The following is an 18106-nucleotide window of genomic DNA, read 5'->3' as shown; positions in this document are numbered from 1 at the left end:
CCCAGCGCCGCAGCCGCCAGCGCGGCAGCAGCGGGGCGGCTGCGGCGTATTGGATGCTGAGAGAAAAATCAGGATACATGATCCCCTGCCTGTTCGTAGGCGTCGACGATGCGGGCCACCAAGGGATGGCGCACGACGTCGCGGCTGGTGAAGCGCGTCTGGGCGATGCCCGGCACGTCGTCCAGGACATCCAGCGCATGCAACAGCCCGCTTTGCTGGCCCCTGGGCAGGTCAACCTGAGACGGATCGCCGTTGATCACGGCTTTGCTGCCGAAACCAATACGGGTCAGGAACATCTTCATCTGTTCCGGCGTGGTGTTCTGGGCCTCGTCCAGGATGATGAAGGCGTGGTTCAAGGTGCGCCCGCGCATATAGGCCAGCGGCGCGATCTCGATGGTCTGCTTTTCGAAGAAACGTTGGGTCTTTTCAAAGCCCAGCAGATCGTAGAGCGCGTCGTACAGGGGGCGCAGGTAGGGATCGACCTTTTGCACCAGATCGCCGGGCAGGAAGCCGAGTCGCTCGCCCGCTTCAACGGCGGGGCGGGTCAGCACCAGTCGGGTTACGGATTCGCGCTCCAGCGCGTCGATGGCGCAGGCGACGGCCAGCCAGGTCTTGCCGGTCCCGGCGGGGCCGACACCGAACGTGACATCATGCTTGAGAATGGCGTTCAGGTAGTCGCGCTGGCGCGGTGTGCGCGGACGCAGATCGGCTTTGCGGGTGCGCAGACTGATGCCGTCCTCGTCCACGGGGGGCAACTCGGGCAGCTCGGGGCGCGCGTCCTTGCCTTGAATGGGGGCGGTGCCGCGGCTGCTCAGCTCGACCAGGCCCAGTTGCAAGGCATCGAGCGTCAGGGGCTTGTGCGCCGAGTGTTCATGAAACCAGCGCAGCGCCTGACCGGCTTCGCGGGCGCGACTGCCGCGTACGCTGAAGCGGTTGCCGCGCCGGCTGATGCTGACATCGTAGGTTTGTGCGATCTGACGCAGGTTTTCGTCCAGCGGGCCGCACAGATTGGCCAGTTGCGTGTTGTCGCCTGTCAGTTGGATCGACAGGGGGCGAGGGCTGCCGGGGGACGTCGCGCGGGATGTCGTCATGCGTTCACCAAGTCGGTTTCTGTGGTGACGATTTCGCCCCGCAGCGTGTTGCTCAGGGCCTGCGTGATGCGCACGTCCACCATCTGGCCGATCAGGCGCGGCTGGCCTGCGAAATTGACGATGCGGTTGTTTTCCGTACGGCCTTTCATGTCATGGGGATCTTTTTTCGAGGGCCCTTCGATCAGCAGGCGTTGAATGCTGCCGACCATGGCCTGGCTGTAGGCGGCGGCCTGCTCGTTGATGAGCGTCTGCAGGCGATGCAGGCGATCCAGTTTTTCTTCTTGGGAAACGGGATCGTCCAGATCGGCTGCCGGGGTGCCGGGACGTTTGGAATAGACAAAGGAGAACGACTGATCGAAGCCCACCTGGCGCACCAGATCCATCGTTTTCTGGAAATCGTCTTCGGTTTCGCCGGGAAAGCCGATGATGAAGTCCGAGGACAGCGTCATGTCGGGCCGCACGGCTTTCAGGCGGCGGATGATGGACTTGTATTCCAGCGCGGTGTAGCCGCGCTTCATGGCCGCCAGCACGCGGTCGCTGCCGGCCTGTACCGGCAGGTGCAGGAACGGCACCAGCTTAGGCAGGCGCCCGTGCGCTTCGATCAGGCGGGCGGTCATTTCCTTGGGGTGGGACGTTGTGTAACGGATGCGCTCGATGCCGGGGATGTCGTGGACATAATCCAGCAGCATGGCGAAATCGGCGATGTCGCCGGATTCCCCGGTGGGGCCTCGGTAGGCGTTGACGTTCTGGCCCAGCAGCGTGACTTCGCGCACCCCTTGGTCAGCCAGGTCGGCGATCTCGGTCAGCACGTCGTCGAATGGGCGGGATACTTCCGCCCCGCGCGTATAGGGCACCACACAGAAACTGCAGTATTTGCTGCAGCCTTCCATGATGGAAACGAAGGCGGACGGGCCTTCCACCCGGGCGGGCGGCAGTGCATCGAATTTCTCGATCAGCGGAAAGGAAATGTCCACCTGGGATTTGCCGGTGGCCTGGCGCCGGGCGATCAGTTCCGGCAGACGATGCAGGGTCTGCGGGCCGAACACCACGTCGACGTAGGGCGCGCGGCGCACGATGGCCTCGCCTTCCTGGCTGGCCACACAGCCGCCCACGCCGATCACCAGATGCGGCTTGCTCTGCTTCAGGTGCTGGACACGCCCCAGATCGGAAAAGACTTTTTCCTGAGCTTTTTCGCGCACCGAACAGGTATTGAACAGGATGATATCGGCATCGTCCGGCGTATCGGTCAGCTCGACGCCTTTGGCGGCGCGCAGAATGTCGACCATTTTTTCCGAATCGTATTCGTTCATCTGGCAGCCAAAGGTGCGGATGAACAATTTTTTATGCTGATCGGGTTCCATGGGCTGCAGCAGGCCGGCCAGGGTTTCATCCTGCGCCTGGCGCCAGGCCTGGTCTTGCAGATGTTCGGCGGATTCGCGGGAAGCGGGGATGACGCCGGGGCGTCGCATGGGGGTTTCTTGCATGGCAGGTCGCCGGGGCGGGTTTATATCCCGGGGGCGGTCGGTGATGGGTAATCCGCCATTTTACTGCACATGTCTGTGGGTGGCCCGCCTCGCCGGCGCGGCCTGGGCGCAGCGCTGTCCAGCGCCTGGAAAGCGACCGGACGACCTTCGCGGGGAAGGACGTCCGGTGGCTCAGTGCGCCTGGATCACTGCGGGTGGGTCGCGTGGACGACGTAGTCGGCGACTGCCTGGCGCTGCTCTTCGCTCAGGCTTTCTGCGAACGAGGGCATGGGGCCGGACCCGTCGCGCAGCACGGCCAGGATCTGATCCTTGTTGGGCTGCAGTTCATCCAGGTCCGGACCGATGTCTCCGCTGGCTCCGGCGTCCTGCAGGGTGTGGCAGACCGCACAGGCGGGGACGGCGCCTTTCTGGAACAGGGTTTTGCCCTCTTCCAGGGTGGCATTGTCCGCGGCCAGCACCGGGGCGGCGGCCAGTGCGCCGCATGTCAGCGCCAGAGCAATGCCGTGTTTCGACTTCAGCATGAAACCCTTCACTTCAGACGACCTCCAGTTCGATGCTGTGATCCAGCCAGCTGTTATTGTTGTATCCACGGTTGTTTTCCTGGCGCTCCTTGGGTTGGACATCCCCGTGGTCGTTGGTCGCCCGGCTGGCGATCTGATATTTGCCAGGCTTCAGATCCACGCCCAGCACAAAGGTGCGCCAGGCATAACGGCCCATGTCGGGGCCAAATTCCTGGGCCGCTTGCCAGGTCTTGCCGCCGTCGATGGAAATTTCCACCCCCTTGAGGGCATGGAATCCTCCCAGGCCGACGCCTGTGATCTGCACCCGACCGGCGGGAACCGGCTGGGCGGGGTCAAAGGGCGAGGTAATCCAGGAGTTGACCGGCATTTCCCAGATGGAGGGATGATCGGGGCCGCCTTTTTCTCCCACGGCGGAAAACCGGTAACTGCTTTGCTGGATCTTGGCGGGGGACTGTTCCGCCGTCATCGCCAGGTGCTTGATGTATTTGACGTTGTTCACGCCCATATAACCCGGCACGATCATGCGCAAGGGGCCGCCGTGGGCCAGAGGCAGAGGTTCGCCGTTCAGCTCCCAGGCCAGGATCGCGTCTTCCATGGCTGCCAGCGGCACGGAGCGTTCGACCATCACGGTCTTGGGGTCCAGGCCTTCGGGCAGGGTTTCACCGCCCGTGCCGGTCATGTATTTCATGTCGCCTGCTACGCCGCCACAGGCCTTGATGACGTCTTTGACCGGGACGCCGGCGAACACCACACAGCCCGCTGCGCCGACCGTCCACTGGGTGCCGCTGGGTTTGTGGGGAAACCAGGCGCGGCCATTGCCTGAACATTGCAGCACCATCGTGACGGCCGTCAGGCCCAGGCGCTTGAGGTCTGCGACAGTCAGTTTGGCAGGCTTGGCCACGCCCGAGATTTCCAGCGTCCAGGCATCTGCGTCCTTCATGATATCGGCTGCAGGCGGGTTGAGGTTGTTCCGCACATACAGGCGATTGCTGGGCGTCAGCGTGCTGTGGCCGAAATCCTGACGGCGCAGTTCGATGGTGTTGGCGCTGTGGACGATCATCGCATCCGCATCTTTCCAGGCGGCGTATTCCGGCAGGGCCTTGCCACCGGCGGCGGTCGCCTTGGCCGGCGGGTCGGTGCGCACGCCGTCCGCCCAGGATGCGCCTGGGACGGCGGCCAGAGCGGCGAGACCGCTTCCGGTCAGTAGCGCCCGGCGTCGGGTGGGATCTTGTAGGTCGGGGTTTTGCATGACAGCTCCTCCAGGGTCAACAACATTACTTTTAATAATGTCTTTATAACTGCTTCAACTGTTGAAGTCCAAAACATCGGTGCGTGATGCCTGGGAACAGGGCGAATGTGGGCGAAAGGCCGGCCCTGCGCGGTCGATACACGGAAGGCCCTATACTGCGCACATCCTGTCGCTGAAATCCATGTCGTGAAGTCATTTCTTGCCGCCTGCCTGCTGCTGTGCTCACCGTTCTCCTGGGGAAACATCATGCTGGTGGCGACCTCCCTGCCATCGGGGGGGATGCTGGCGCAGCCGCCGGCGGAAATTTCTCTGGTTTTTAGCGAGCCTGTCAGAGTGAATCTGATCGATCTGGTCGACCCGCAGGGACAGGCGCAGCCTTTGTATGCCATTCGCGATGCAGGCGCGGAAATCCGCGTGCCTGTTCCGGTATCTGCCGAGGCGGTGTATGGCGTCTACGCCCTGAATTGGCAAGTGCGTGCCATTGCCGGCGGCGAGGCATCCGGTTCGCTGGGCTTTCAGGTGAAAGCACCCGGCATCCTGGACCGGCTGTGGCCGTCCGCGCCCGTGCCCTTACGGGATGCTGCTCTGTGGCTGGCGGCGATTGTGCTGCTGGCGGCAGCCGTGGCCTTGATGTTGTTCCGGCTGCAGTTCATGTCGGCGACGCTGGGTTTGATCGGTACGGGGCTGTTGGCCACCGGTTATCAACTGGATCGCGTCGTGGCGCTCTGGGGGATGGGCGGCGGGTGGGTGGCGCCTGTGGCGTGCACGGGGGCGCTGGCGGTGTTGGGGGCGGTGATGCTGGGGCGATGGGTGATGGGGCGGTAGATCCCCCAGGTGGGCGATCCCTCCCACGTCGCGGCCTGCAGGCCGCTCCGATGAAACTGGCACGTAAAGGCCCGCAGGGGCCTTTACCGAGGGGGCGATCTCCCCCACATCGCGGCCTGCAGGCCGCTCCGATTCGGCAGGCATAGACAGGTCCGCAGGGACCTGTCTATGTCCGGCCTCATCCCAATTCCACTTCTGTGCCTTCTTTTTTGACGTGCTTGACCAGGTCTTCGCGCTGGATGCCCATCCACATGGCCAGGGCGGCGGCCACGAACACGGACGAGTAGATCCCGAACCAGATCCCGATGGTCAGGGCCAGGGAAAAATTATGCAGGGTGGGGCCGCCGAAGAAGAACATCGACAGCACCATCATCTGCGTCGAGCCGTGCGTGATGATGGTGCGGGAAATGTTCTGCGTGATGGACAGGTTGATGATTTCCCGCACGGATGCCTTGCGCATCTTGCGGAAGTTCTCGCGGATCCGGTCCATCACCACCACGGATTCGTTCACCGAATACCCCAGCACGGCCAGCACCCCGGCTAGCACCGAGAGCGAGAATTCCCACTGGAAGAAGGCAAAGAAGCCCAGGATGATCACCACGTCGTGCAAGTTGGCGATCGCGCACGAAGCCGCCAGTTTCCATTCGAAGCGGATGGCCAGGTAGATCATGATGCCCACCACCACGAACAGCAGCGCCATCAAACCATTGTGCAGCAGTTCCTGGCCCACTTGCGGGCCGACGAATTCCACCCGGCGCAGTTGCACGTCGGCATGTTGGGCCTGCAAAGCGGACAGCACCGAGCGGCTCTGGGTGGCCGTGTCTTCGTTGGCGCGGATCGGCAGGCGGATCATCACGTCTTGCGAGGTGCCGAAATTCTGCACCTGGAAGTCTTTGTAGCCCAGCGCGTCGATGGCGGTGCGGATGTCGGCCACAGGCGCCGTCTGGGAATAATGGACTTCCATCACCGTGCCGCCGGTGAATTCAATCGACAGGTGAAAGCCGCGTGTGGCGATGAAGAAGACGGCGGCCAGGAAAGTCAGCAGGCTGATGATGTTCAGGATCAGCGCATGCCGCATGAACGGGATGGTGCGATGGATGCGGAAAAATTCCATGATGAATCCTGATTAATCCTGATTGGGTTTCCAGATCTGACCGATCGACACGGACTTCAGCTTGCGCTTGCGACCGTAGTACAGATTGGCCAGGGCGCGCACGCCGACCACCGACGAGAACATCGAGGTCAGGATGCCGATGGTATGCACCACGGCGAAACCGCGCACCGGGCCGGAGCCGAAGGCCAGTAGCGCCACCCCGACGATCAAGCTGGTCAGGTTGGAGTCGAAAATCGTCGCCCAGGCGCGGTCGAACCCCAGGTGGATGGCCTGCTGGGGCGGCAGGCCCGCGCGGAGTTCTTCGCGTATCCGTTCGTTGATCAGCACGTTGGCGTCGATGGCCATGCCCAGCGTCAGCGCGACGGCGGCAATGCCGGGCAAGGTCAAGGTGGCCTGCAGCATGGACAGCACGGACAGCAGCAACAGCACGTTGAAGGTCAAGCCCAGCGTCGAGAAAACGCCGAACAGATGGTAGTAGGCGATGATGAAGATCGCGATGGCGGTGAAGCCATACAGAGTCGAGTCAAAGCCCTGCTTGATGTTGGCGGCGCCCAGGCTGGGGCCGATGGTGCGTTCTTCGATGATGTGCATCGGCGCAGCCAGCGAACCGGCGCGCAGCAGCAGGGATACGTCGGCGGCCTCCTGGGCCGTCATGCTGCCGGAAATCTGCACCTGGCCGCCGGGGATCTCGGACCGGATCACCGGGGCGGTGACGACTTCGCCTTTGCCGTTTTCAAACAGCACGATGGCCATGCGTTTGCCGATGTTGTCGCGGGTGACGTCGCGGAAGATGCGCGCGCCCTTGGAATCCAGAGTCAGGTTGACGGTGGGTTCCTGGGTCTGCTGGTCGCGGCCCGGCTGGGCGTCTTGCAGGTTTTCGCCCGTCAGAATGACCTGGCGACGCAGCAGCAGGGGACGGCCATCGCGGTCGGTGTAGCGCACCAGCCCGAAAGGCACGCGACCCGATTGCAGGGCGGCCATGGATGCCGGGGAATCATCCACCATGTGGATTTCCAGCGTGGCCGTGCGGCCCAGGATTTCCTTGGCTTTCGCGACGTCCTGCACGCCGGGCAGCTGGACCACGATGCGGTCGCCGCCTTGCTGCTGGATGACCGGTTCGGCCACGCCCAGCTCGTTGATCCGGTTGTGCAGGGTCTGGATGTTCTGTTTCAGGGCGCTGTTCTGCACCTGGGTGATCGAGGCCGGGCTGAGCGTGCCGTCCAGCAGCCAGGTATTGCCCGACTGGCTGGTCGTGAAGGTCATTTCCGGGATGGCGCGGCGCAGGGCGTCCGCGGCGGCATCGCGCTCGTCCTGAGTGGCAAAGCTGGCCCGCACGGATTGCTGGCTGCGTTCCACGTCTTCGAAGGTGAGCTTGGCGTCGCGCAGGGTGGTGCGGGCTTCGCCGGCCATGGAATCGTAGCGGCTGGTCAGGGCGCCTTGCATGTCGACCTGCAGCAGAAAGTGCACGCCGCCGCGCAAGTCCAGACCCAGATACATGGGATGGGCGCCCAGGGCGGTCAGCCAGTTGGGCGATGCCGACATCAGGTTCAGCGCCACCGTGTAATCCGGGTTTTTCGGATCGGTGTTCAGCGCCTTTTCCAGCGTGTCTTTCGCCTGCAGCTGCGTGTCGGTGGATCCAAAGCGCAAGCGCACCGAACCCACAGGGCCGTTCATCTCGAAGGAGCTGGCTGTGGGCTGGATATTGGCCTGTTGCAGAATCTGGTTGGCCTTGTCCAGGGTGTTCTGGTCGACCTTGACCGATGTTTTCGCCCCTGCGATCTGGACGGCCGGCGATTCGCCGTAAAGATTGGGCAAGGTGTAGAGCACGCCGATCAGGACGGCGGCCAGCACGATGAGGTACTTCCAGAGAGGATAGCGATTCATGGTCGGTCGGGAGGGAAGGCTGAAAAGACCGGGCGCCGCTTGTCAGCGGCGCCGGATGGGACGATCAGAGAGACTTGATCGTGCCCTTGGGTAGCACGGACGTCACGGAACTGCGCTGCACGATGATTTCCACCGCCTTGTCGCCGGACTGCGCGATTTCAACCGTCAGGTAGTTGTCGCTGACCTTGCTGAGCTTGCCCAGCGTGCCGCCCGACAGGATGACTTCGTCGCCCTTGGTCAAGGCCGACACCATTTTTTTGTGATCCTTCTGGCGTTTCATCTGCGGGCGGATCATCAAGAAGTACAGAATGACGAACATCAGGATGATGGGCAGCATGCTCATCAGCGCATTGGGTTCGCCGCCGGCAGCTTGGGCCGGGATCAGGGTCAGGGTGTCAACAAAAGACATGGAGGCTCCTGGGAAATCAGGGTTTGGAGAGAGGTTTAGGTATGAGATTAACTCTTGATTGTAGCGAGATCTGCATCATGCTGTGCGCTGACTTTATTCGATGCCCCGCGCCCTGTCTCGCAGGAAGGCTTGGCGCCAGGACTCGAATCGGTCTTCTTCTATGGCGGTGCGTATCTCGCTCATCAGATTCAGATAGAAATGCAGATTGTGCAGGGTATTTAAGCGGGCGCCGGTGATTTCGCCGACGCGCTGCAGATGGTGCAGATAGGATCGGGAAAAGTGTTGGCAGGTGTGGCAGCCGCAGTCCGGGTCCAGGGGCTGCAGATCGTCGCGGTAACGGGCATTGCGGATCTTCACGTCGCCGTAGCGGGTGAACAGCCAGCCGTTGCGAGCGTTGCGGGTGGGCATGACGCAGTCGAACATGTCCACGCCTTGGCGCACGCCCTCGACCAGGTCTTCGGGGGTGCCCACGCCCATCAGGTAGCGCGGTGCCTGGGCGGGCATGCGCGGGGTGATGTGCGCCATCACCCGCATCATGTCTTCCTTGGGTTCGCCCACCGACAGGCCGCCGATCGCATAGCCTTCAAAGCCGATGTCGGTCAAACCCGCCAGCGACTCGTCGCGCAGATCCTCGTACATGCCGCCCTGGATGATGCCAAAGAGCGCATTCGGATTCCGCAGGTCGTGAAACGCCTGGCGCGAACGCCGCGCCCAGCGCAGCGACATGCGCATGGAGGCGGCGGCTTCCTCGTGGGTGGCAGGCCGATCGTCGATGCGGTAGGGCGTGCATTCGTCCAGCACCATGACGATGTCGGAATTCAGGCTGCGCTGGATGCGCATGGATTCTTCGGGCGACAGGAACTGCCGCGACCCATCGATGGGCGACGCGAAGCGCACGCCTTCTTCGGTGATCTTGCGCATGCTGTCCAGGCTGAAGACCTGGAAGCCGCCCGAATCGGTCAGGATCGGCTTGTCCCATTGCATGAAGCCATGCAGGCCGCCGTGCCGGTCCAGGATGTCGGTACCGGGGCGCAGCCACAGGTGAAAGGTATTGCCCAGCACGATCTGGGCGCCGATGTCGGTCAGTTCGTGCGGCAGCATGGCTTTGACGCTGCCGTAGGTGCCCACGGGCATGAAAATGGGCGTCTCGACGACGCCGTGGTTCAGGGTGATGCGACCGCGCCGCGCGGCACCGTCGGTGTGTAACAGGTCGAATTGCAATCCGGTCATGGGGTCGGGGCGGCCTCGATGAACATGGCGTCGCCATAGCTGAAGAATCGGTAGCGCGATTGTACGGCGTGCGCGTAGGCGCGCCGGATGGGTTCCATGCCGGCCAGAGCCGACACCAGCATCAGCAAAGTGGACTGCGGCAGGTGGAAGTTGGTGATCAGCGCATCCACGTGGGCGAAGGTATAGCCGGGGGTGATGAAGATCCGGGTGTCGCCTTCGGTGGTATGGATGCCGTCGCCGTCCTGGGCCGCGGCTTCCAGCGACCGCACGCTGGTCGTGCCCACGGCGATGACGCGCCCGCCCCGTGCGCGGGTGGCGTGGATTTTTGCCAGCGTCTCTGCCGGGACGACATAGCGTTCCGCATGCATCACATGGTCGCGGATGTGGGTGACGCGCACCGGCTGGAACGTGCCGGCGCCTACGTGCAGGGTCACAAAGGCCTGATCTATGCCTTGTTGGCGCAGGCGGTCCAGCATGGCTTGATCGAAGTGCAGGCCGGCGGTGGGCGCAGCGACGGCGCCCGGCTGCTCGGCGTAGACCGTCTGATAACGGGATTCGTCGTCATCGTCGGCGGCATGCGTGATGTAGGGCGGCAGGGGGACGTTGCCGTGGCTTTCCAGCAAATCCAGGACCGGGGCAGGAAAAGCCAGTTCGAACAGCTCGTCCTGGCGTCCGAGCACTTCGGCTTCGACGGCGCCATCGGCCAGCATCAGGCGGGTGCCGGGGCGCGGGGATTTGCTGGCCCGTACGTGAGCCAGCGCGCGTTGCGGCGCCAGAATGCGTTCCACCAGTACTTCCACTTGCCCGCCGCTGGCCTTGTGGCCGCGCAGCCGGGCTTTGATGACGCGCGTATTGTTGAACACCAGCAGGTCGCCCGCGCGCAGCAGGGCGGGTAGGTCCGTGAACTGTCGGTCGTGCAGCGCGCCGCTGCTGTCCAGATGCAGCAGCCGGCTGGCATCGCGCCGTTCGGCGGGGTGCTGGGCGATCAGTTCGGGGGGCAGGTCGTAGTCGAAGTCGGAGAGATCCAGGTCTGGGGTCACGAATGTAGGGAGCGCTATCAGGAAGGAGGGCGGGAAGAGAAACTGGCCGGTATTTTAGTCCTATCCCTCTTTGGATTATGCTGACGCTTTTTGGCGGGTGGCGGCATGAGTCAGGGACAGCAGCGGAATCGGAGTCGGATCCTTCAGAGGGGCGGTCGCGTGGCGCGCGCCTTGCTGGCTGCCGGGGTGCTGGCGGGGGCTGCTGTCAGCGTCTCGGCCCAGGCCTTGCCGCCGGAACTGCAAAAGGCCTGGAAGGCCACCAAACTGCCGGAATCCGCCTTGTCTCTGGAAATTCGCGAGGCCGGCGGCCCGGTGATCAGCCGTATCCAGGCCGACGTGCCGCGCAACCCGGCATCGGTCATGAAGACCGTGACCACCTGGACGGCCCTGTCGGTCCTGGGGCCGGATTATGTCTGGCGGACCCAGTTCCTGGCCGGTGCCGGGGCGCGGGTCGACGAGCAGGGCACCTTGCAAGGGCCGCTGTACGTCAAGGCGGCGGGCGATCCCTGGTTCACGGTCGAAGATCTGTGGAATATGCTGCGTGAATTGCGCCTGCGAGGCATCAAAAATTTGAGCGACGTGGTGGTGGACCGTAGTCTGTTCGGCCAGGTCGGCATCGACCCCGGTGATTTCGACGATTCACCGGATCGCCCCTACAACGCCAGCCCGGACGCCATGATGGTCGGCTTTGGCGCGACTCGCATTGTGTTCCAGCCGGATGCCACGCACCGCCAGTGGGTGCCCATCATTGATCCGCCGACGGCCAATATACGGGTCGAAGGGCGTTTGGAATGGCAGGACGGGAGTTGCCGGCCTGCCAGCAATTTCGCCGCTGACGCCCTGGTGCAGGGGCCGTCGACCACGATCCGCCTGACCGGCAAGGCCTGGGGCAGCTGTGGCGAATTCAGCCTGTATCGTCTGGCCAGTTCGCAGCCGGATCACTTCGAGGCGCTATTCAGGATGCTGTGGCGCGAATTGGGTGGCACCCTGGGGCGCGGCATCACGCAGGGCAGAGTGCCCGCCCAGGCCGATGTGCTGGTCCGACATGATTCGCCGACGCTGGCTGATGTCATTCGTCAGATCAACAAGCACAGCAACAACGTCATGGCCCGCATGACGCTCCTGACCCTGGGGGCGGACATGAATGGCCCCGGCGCCACGACCGAATCCGCCGGTCGCGCCGTGCAGCAGGTCCTGCAGAATCAGCAGGTCGATATCAGCGGCTGGGTAATGGACAATGGTTCGGGCCTGTCGCGCCAGGGGCGGGTCACGGCGCGGGGGCTGGCGCAGATGCTGGATGTGGCCTGGCGGTCTCCCTTGATGCCGGAATTCGTGTCCTCGCTGGCGATTTCAGGGATGGACGGCACCGTGCGCCGCCGCCTGCGCGCCGAAGATACGCGCGGCCAGGCGCACCTGAAGACCGGCACCCTGAAGAATTCCAGGGCCTTGGCCGGCTATGTGCGGGGCGCCAGCGGCAAGCGCTACATCCTGGTCAGCATGGTCAATCATCCGGGGGCGGCGGCCGTGCGTCCCTTTGACGACGAGCTGGTGCGCTGGCTGGCCAGCCGCTGATCCGCGCGGAATGTCCGGCGGTTTGCAGTGGCGGTACACTGCAGGCCACCTCTCTTTGCTGATCGAGCCGCCATGCCTATTCACGAAATCCGCCACCCCCTGATTCGCCATAAGTTGGGCCTGATGCGACGGGCTGACCTCAGCACCAAGAATTTCCGCGAAATGGCGCAGGAAATCGGCTCGCTGCTGACCTACGAGGCGACCAAGGACCTGCCCCTGGAACCCGCCCGCATCACCGGCTGGGCAGGCGAGCTGGACGTCGAAAAGCTGGCGGGGAAGAAAGTCACGGTCGTACCCATCCTGCGGGCCGGCATCGGCATGCTGGACGGTGTGCTGAACCTGATTCCGGGGGCCAAAGTCAGCGCCGTGGGAATCGCCCGCAACGAGGAAACCCTGCAAGCGCAGCCCTACCTGGAAAAGCTGGTCGGGCAGCTGGACCAGCGCCTGGCGCTGATCGTCGACCCCATGCTGGCGACGGGCGGGTCCATGGTGGCCGCCATCGACATGCTCAAGCAGGCCGGTTGCCGCAACGTGCGCGCCCTGGTGCTGGTGGCGGCGCCCGAGGGCATCGCTGCTGTCGAGCGCGCCCATCCGGATGTGCACATCTATACCGCATCCATCGACGACCACCTGAACGACGATGGCTACATCATTCCGGGCCTGGGAGACGCGGGCGACCGTATTTTCGGCACACGGCAAAAGACCGACTGACCGCTATCTCTTCCGGCCTTGATCTGGATCGGATTCATACAGTTTTTGACATATGAACGCGGACCGATCAGGTAGGATGGAGACTCTTCAGCCTCATTCAAGGAGTTTCTCATGGCCACACGCAAGCGTATTAGCACTCAGACGGCGGGCGACGCACTGATCGAGGACCTGAAATCCAGCCTGGATCAGGCGGAAAAACTGCTGCGCGAGGCCGCCGACGCCACCGGCGACAAGGCGGTCGACCTGCGGGCAAAGGCCCTGCAGGCGCTGGATCAAGGGCGCGCCGCCCTGGCCGAGACGCAGGCCAATCTGCTCGAGCAAGGCCGCAAGGTCGTGCAGGATACCGACGAATACGTCCAGGCCAATCCCTGGAAGGCAGTGGGCATGGCCGGTGTGGCCGGCTTGCTGCTGGGCGCTCTGTTGTCGCGGCGCTGATTCCGATGGGGGCATTCAGCCGCGCCGTGGCGGATCTGGCGGCAAACAGTACCGCGCTGATCGGCACCCGCCTTGAGTTGCTGGGCCTGGAAGCCCAGGATGCCCGCGACCGTCTGTTGGGGCGGCTGGCTTTGCTGCTGGCCGCCGCCATCTGCCTGCTGCTGGCTCTGCTGGTGGCGACACTGGCGGTGGCCTTGTATTTCTGGCCGACCGAACACCGTTTCCTGGCCCTGGGGCTGCTGGCCGCGCTGTACGCGCTGCTAGGGGCGGGCCTGGTGGCGGTCTTGTTGAGTCGGCTCAGGCAGGATCCCGCGCCGTTTTCCGTCACGGCAGATGTTTTGCGCCAGGATGCCCGCTCATTCGGTCTGGCGCCGTCCGCTGGATCGTCGGGTGACGCCGATGGGTCCGCCGCCGACGACCCTTCGTCCAGGGGAATGTCATGAACCAGTTGGCTCCGCCTGCTTCCAGGGTCCAGGACCGCCGCCTGCGCATCGAATTGCTGCGCTTGCAGGCGGGCTACGAACGTCTGGCCCTGCGCCAGAGCGCTTGCCGTCTGGCGGGTGCGGTGCAGCCCTCGGCGCTGGCGGCGCAGGCTGGAGATCGCCTGCAGGCCGCTGGTCTGGGCTGGTTGGGTCTTGGCCTGCGGATGCTGCGGCGCTATCCGATGATGGGGTCCCTGCTGGGGTCCACCCTGGGTAGATCAGGCCGGCGCGGCATCCTTCTGAAAACCGCCCTGATCGCCGGCCTGATCTGGCTGGGCAAGCGCGGCAGCGCGGGGGATGACGCGTCCTGACTCCGTTCAGGACAGGCCTAGCTGCCCCCACATGGCATCGACCCGCTGCTTGACGTCGGCGGACATGGTGATTGGTCGCCCCCATTCTCGCTGGGTTTCACCCGGCCATTTATTGGTGGCGTCCAGACCCATCTTGCCGCCCAGGCCGGATACCGGCGACGCAAAATCCAGATAATCGATCGGCGTGTTTTCCACCAGCAGGGTGTCGCGCACCGGATCCATGCGGGTCGTCATGGCCCAGATGACCTCGGACCAGTCGCGCACGGGGATGTCTTCGTCCACCACGACGATGAATTTGGTGTACATGAACTGACGCAGCACGCTCCATAGGCCAAACAGAATGCGCTTGGCGTGGCCGGGATACTGCTTGCGGATGGACACCACGGCCAGGCGGTAGCTGCAGCCTTCGGGGGGCAGGTAGAAATCGACGATCTCAGGAAACTGGCGCTTGAGCAGCGGCACGAAGACTTCGTTCAGGGCTACGCCCAGCACGGCGGGTTCGTCCGGCGGTTTGCCGGTGTAAGTGCTGTGATAGATGGGTTGGCGCCGATGGGTGATGCGTTCTACCGTGAAGACCGGAAACCAGTCCTGCTCGTTGTAGTAACCGGTGTGGTCCCCGTAGGGGCCTTCCAGCGCCATTTCGTAGGCGCCGTCGGTGGGCGGGGCCATGCCATCTGGCACCGTGGGGGCGATGGCTCTGGGGTCTGACGAGGGCAGGATGTGGCCTTCCAGCACGATTTCCGCCTGGGCGGGTACCTGCAGGCCGCTGCCCAGGGCAGCCGCCAGTTCGGTGCGGGATCCGCGCAGCAGGCCGGCGAACTGGTATTCGGACAGGCTGTCGGGGATGGGGGTGACGGCGGCCAGCAAGGTGGCCGGATCGGTGCCTAACGCCACCGCGATGGGAAAGGGCTGGCCAGGGTGGGCCAGACAGTGGTCACGGAAATCCAGCGCCCCTCCGCGATGAGACAGCCAGCGCATGATGAGTTTGTTGCGACCCAGCAGCTGCTGGCGGTAGATGCCCAGGTTCTGGCGGCGGGCGTTCGGGCCGCGTGTGATCACCAGCCCCCAGGTCAGCAGGGGCGCCACGTCGCCTGGCCAGCAGCTTTGCAGCGGCAGGTCGTGCAGATCCACCTGATCGGCTTCGATGACGACTTCCTGGCACGGGGCGGAGCGCACCTCGCGCGGATTCATGTCCCACAGGGCGGATTTCAGCATCGAGACCTTGGACAGCGCGTCGCGCATGCCGTGGGGCGGCGTCGGTTCGCGCAGCGACGCCAGCAGTTCGCCGGTCTCGCGCAGCGCCGAGACGTCTTCGGCGCCCATGCCCCAGGCCACGCGCTGAGGGGTGCCGAACAGATTGGTGAGCACGGGGATGGGGCTGGTCTGTCCAGCGTGTTGCGCCTGCTCGAACAGCAGGGCAGGGCCGCCGGCACGCAGCACGCGGTCGCTGATTTCCGTCATTTCCAGCTCGGTGGAGACTGGGTGGCGGATGCGCTTGAGCTGGCCTTGGCGTTCGAGTTGGGCGATGAAGTCCCGAAGGTCGCGATATTTCACAGAGTATGGTCAATCAGGTTACAGTGTCGTCGTGCCAAAGATTACCATTCCCCCCGTCTTAGCGGCTGCCGGAGGCGTCCATGGTCGCAAGGTTGCTGGCTGAGCGCTTGCGGCACGGTCTGCGCGCCGTGCTGTCTCCGGTCAATGAATTCATCCACGTCAGCGCTATTTACCTGGGGCTGGCGGTGTTGACGACACTGGGTTTGAGCCTCGTTCTGCCTTCGATGCGTCAGCAGTCCCAGCAACTGCACCAAGTGGTGCTGACCATGTTCCAGGCGGATGGCGCTGGCTATGGCGGCAGCGATGCCGATTATGCCTGGGCGTCGCCGACCGATCAGGCGCCGGAACAGGATAGCGCCGCCCCCGCGAATACGCCGGACAGCAAGCCCGCGCCGGACCAGGTCTCGCCGCCGACTGCCGCTCCGGCTGCGGCAGCCGACGCCCAAACCCCGCCTGCCGAGGTGCCCGCCAGCCCGTCCGATTTCATGCAGGCCTTATCCGCCAGCATGCGCGATCAGGGTATTCCAGGGATCACGGCGGCCCAGGAGCAAGGGTTGCGCAGCTATCTGTCGCGCAAATACCGGATCGCTTCCAGTGTGTCGGGGGCCTTGGTGCGCGTCGCCTTCAGGATGGGCAAAGAACTCAAAGTGGACCCCCAGCTGGTGCTGGCCGTCATCGCGATTGAATCCCGCTACAACCCTTTTGTGGAAAGCTCGGTCGGCGCGCAGGGCCTGATGCAGATCATGGGCCGTGTGCATCGGGACAAATTGCGGGTGCATGGCGGGCAGTCCGCCATCTTCAATCCCGTGGTCAATATCCGCATCGGCACCCAGATCCTGGCGGACTGTATCCGTCGGCGCGGCTCGGTCGAGGGCGGTCTGGCCTGTTATGTCGGGGCCACCGGCCCGACCGACGGGGGTTACGGGGCCAAGGTTCTGGCCGAACGCCGCCGCATTGCGCTGGCGTCCGGCATCCCGCTGGGCAAGGGCTGAATTGTGCCTATGCCGCCGGCACGGCCCGCGATCGCACGGTTTCCAGGAATCCTTCCATGCGCGTAATGGCTTCCTGCAGGCGATCCAGCCCCGTGGCATAGGAAAAACGCACGGTCCGGGCGGCATGGACTTGGCCAAAGTCCAGGCCCGGCACCGAGGCGACCCCCGCTTCGTGCAGCAGGCGGTGGCAGAATTCGGTGCTGTCCATGCCCAGGGCATGAATGTCGGCAAAAATATAAAAGGCCCCGTCCGGAGCGGCGGGCACATCCAGGCCCAGCCGCGCGAATTGCGGCAGCAGGTAGTCGCGCCGTTCCTTGAAGGACAAGCGTCGGCGTTCGTAGATCTGCATGACTTCGGGTTCGAAGCAGCTGAGCGCCGCATGCTGAGCCAGCGCCGGGGCGCAGATCGCCAGACTGGCGGCCAGCCGTTCGATGGCCGGCATCAGGGCCGTGGGGGCCATCAGCCAGCCCAGGCGCCAGCCCGTCATGTGGAAATATTTCGAGAAGCTGTTGATGACCACGATGTCGTCATCCAGCGTCAAGGCGCTTTTGGGGGCGTCGTCGTAGTACAGGCCCAGGTAGATTTCATCCATGATGACGAAGCCCCCGCGTTCTCGCACGGCTGCGATCAGCGCCCGCAGCGCATCGCGGGGCATGGATGTCCCCGTCGGATTGCTGGGCGAGGCGATCAGGACGCCGCGCGTGGCCGGCCCCCAGTGGGCGGCGATGTCTTCCGCCCGTAGCTGGAAGCGGTGTTCGGCGTCGGTTGGAATCAGCCGCGCGGTGCCCCCCGCCGCCGTGATGAAGTTCTGGTTGGCGGGGTAGGACGGGTCGGGCATCAGGACCTCGTCGCCGGGATTGATCAGGGCCAGAGTGGCCAGCATCAGGGCGCCCGATGCCCCGGCGGTGATCAAAATGCGGGACGGATCGATCCGGGCGTTGAAGTGTGTCTCGTAGTAGTGGGACACGGCCTCGCGCAGGGCAGGGATGCCGGCGGGAGCCGTGTAGCCGCTCAGGCCGGCATCGGCTGCCCTGTTCAGGGTTTCCAGCACACGGGCCGGGGCCGTGAAGTCGGGTTCTCCGATGCCCAGGCTGACGATGTCGCAGCCTTGGGCAGCCAGCGCCTGCGCCTGTTTCAGGACTTCCACGGCGTAGAATGGCACCGTGCGTTGGGTTCTGTCGGCCAGTCGGACCATGACGTAT

18 protein-coding genes are annotated in these 18106 nt (G+C 64.2%); 7 read left to right on the top strand and 11 right to left on the bottom strand.

Annotation, left to right across the window (positions count from 1 at the left end):
* Nucleotides 1-68 precede the first annotated feature (68 nt).
* From WBF69_RS03665 to WBF69_RS03650, 4 genes are all read right to left on the bottom strand, one after another.
* The gene (locus WBF69_RS03665) at nt 69-1091 is read right to left on the bottom strand and encodes a PhoH family protein (RefSeq protein WP_424261338.1); all 1023 of its coding nucleotides are present in this window, start codon (nt 1089-1091) and stop codon (nt 69-71) included.
* Entirely contained in the window at nt 1088-2452 is a 1365-nt protein-coding gene (gene miaB, locus WBF69_RS03660; protein WP_424261340.1) for a tRNA (N6-isopentenyl adenosine(37)-C2)-methylthiotransferase MiaB, read from the bottom strand. The genes WBF69_RS03665 and miaB overlap by 4 nt, the downstream gene beginning before the upstream one ends.
* 308 nt (nt 2453-2760) lie before the next feature.
* Complete coding sequence (locus WBF69_RS03655; RefSeq protein ID WP_424261336.1) at nt 2761-3096, bottom strand: c-type cytochrome; 336 nt, start codon at nt 3094-3096, stop codon at nt 2761-2763.
* A gap of 13 nt (nt 3097-3109) precedes the next feature.
* Nucleotides 3110-4345: a sulfite oxidase gene (locus tag WBF69_RS03650; RefSeq protein ID WP_424261334.1), complete on the bottom strand. Its 1236-nt coding sequence runs from the start codon at nt 4343-4345 to the stop codon at nt 3110-3112.
* A gap of 186 nt (nt 4346-4531) precedes the next feature.
* On the opposite strand from WBF69_RS03650, the gene WBF69_RS03645 reads away from it, so the two are divergent.
* Nucleotides 4532-5170, top strand: a complete 639-nt coding sequence (locus WBF69_RS03645; protein WP_424261332.1) for a copper resistance CopC family protein — start codon at nt 4532-4534, stop codon at nt 5168-5170.
* Between the two features lie 178 nt (nt 5171-5348).
* On the opposite strand, the gene secF is transcribed toward WBF69_RS03645, so the two are convergent.
* The 5 genes from secF to queA form a co-directional block, all read right to left on the bottom strand.
* On the bottom strand, nt 5349-6284 hold the full coding sequence (gene secF, locus WBF69_RS03640; protein WP_424261330.1) for a protein translocase subunit SecF: 936 nt from the start codon (nt 6282-6284) through the stop codon (nt 5349-5351).
* 12 nt (nt 6285-6296) lie between these two features.
* Entirely contained in the window at nt 6297-8168 is a 1872-nt protein-coding gene (gene secD / locus WBF69_RS03635) for a protein translocase subunit SecD (protein ID WP_424261328.1), read from the bottom strand.
* Nucleotides 8169-8232: 64 nt separating this feature from the next.
* A complete protein-coding gene (gene yajC / locus WBF69_RS03630) occupies nt 8233-8577 on the bottom strand; it encodes a preprotein translocase subunit YajC (RefSeq protein WP_424261326.1) in 345 nt (114 codons plus the stop codon).
* A gap of 93 nt (nt 8578-8670) precedes the next feature.
* Nucleotides 8671-9807, bottom strand: coding sequence for a tRNA guanosine(34) transglycosylase Tgt (tgt, locus tag WBF69_RS03625; protein WP_424261324.1), 1137 nt, complete (start codon nt 9805-9807; stop codon nt 8671-8673).
* A complete protein-coding gene (gene queA / locus WBF69_RS03620) occupies nt 9804-10847 on the bottom strand; it encodes a tRNA preQ1(34) S-adenosylmethionine ribosyltransferase-isomerase QueA (protein WP_424261322.1) in 1044 nt (347 codons plus the stop codon). Before queA ends, tgt begins: the two co-directional genes overlap by 4 nt.
* Nucleotides 10848-11006: 159 nt before the next feature.
* Between queA and dacB the strand changes: the two genes are divergently transcribed.
* The 5 genes from dacB to WBF69_RS03595 all read left to right on the top strand — a co-directional run bounded on the left by dacB (nt 11007) and on the right by WBF69_RS03595 (nt 14358).
* Nucleotides 11007-12419: a D-alanyl-D-alanine carboxypeptidase/D-alanyl-D-alanine endopeptidase gene (gene dacB / locus WBF69_RS03615; protein WP_424261320.1), complete on the top strand. Its 1413-nt coding sequence runs from the start codon at nt 11007-11009 to the stop codon at nt 12417-12419.
* Nucleotides 12420-12491: 72 nt separating this feature from the next.
* Nucleotides 12492-13130 (top strand): uracil phosphoribosyltransferase, encoded by a 639-nt coding sequence (gene upp, locus WBF69_RS03610; RefSeq protein WP_424261318.1) that lies wholly within the window; start codon nt 12492-12494, stop codon nt 13128-13130.
* Between the two features lie 111 nt (nt 13131-13241).
* Complete coding sequence (locus WBF69_RS03605; RefSeq protein ID WP_424261316.1) at nt 13242-13565, top strand: DUF883 family protein; 324 nt, start codon at nt 13242-13244, stop codon at nt 13563-13565.
* 5 nt (nt 13566-13570) lie between these two features.
* A complete protein-coding gene (locus WBF69_RS03600; RefSeq protein ID WP_424261314.1) occupies nt 13571-14008 on the top strand; it encodes a phage holin family protein in 438 nt (145 codons plus the stop codon).
* Complete coding sequence (locus WBF69_RS03595) at nt 14005-14358, top strand: hypothetical protein (RefSeq protein WP_424261312.1); 354 nt, start codon at nt 14005-14007, stop codon at nt 14356-14358. The genes WBF69_RS03600 and WBF69_RS03595 overlap by 4 nt, the downstream gene beginning before the upstream one ends.
* 6 nt (nt 14359-14364) lie before the next feature.
* On the opposite strand, the gene ubiD is transcribed toward WBF69_RS03595, so the two are convergent.
* On the bottom strand, nt 14365-15912 hold the full coding sequence (gene ubiD / locus WBF69_RS03590) for a 4-hydroxy-3-polyprenylbenzoate decarboxylase (RefSeq protein WP_424261310.1): 1548 nt from the start codon (nt 15910-15912) through the stop codon (nt 14365-14367).
* 80 nt (nt 15913-15992) lie between these two features.
* Between ubiD and WBF69_RS03585 the strand changes: the two genes are divergently transcribed.
* Nucleotides 15993-16904 carry a transglycosylase SLT domain-containing protein gene (locus WBF69_RS03585; protein ID WP_424261308.1) on the top strand — a complete coding sequence of 304 codons (912 nt, stop codon included), beginning with the start codon at nt 15993-15995 and terminating at the stop codon, nt 16902-16904.
* Between the two features lie 7 nt (nt 16905-16911).
* On the opposite strand, the gene WBF69_RS03580 is transcribed toward WBF69_RS03585, so the two are convergent.
* A complete protein-coding gene (locus tag WBF69_RS03580) occupies nt 16912-18099 on the bottom strand; it encodes a pyridoxal phosphate-dependent aminotransferase (protein ID WP_424261306.1) in 1188 nt (395 codons plus the stop codon).
* Nucleotides 18100-18106 lie beyond the last annotated feature (7 nt).

This window comes from Castellaniella sp. (assembly GCF_049673105.1).
Lineage (GTDB): Bacteria > Pseudomonadota > Gammaproteobacteria > Burkholderiales > Burkholderiaceae_B > Castellaniella.
This window is presented reverse-complemented; position numbering and strand designations above follow the sequence as displayed.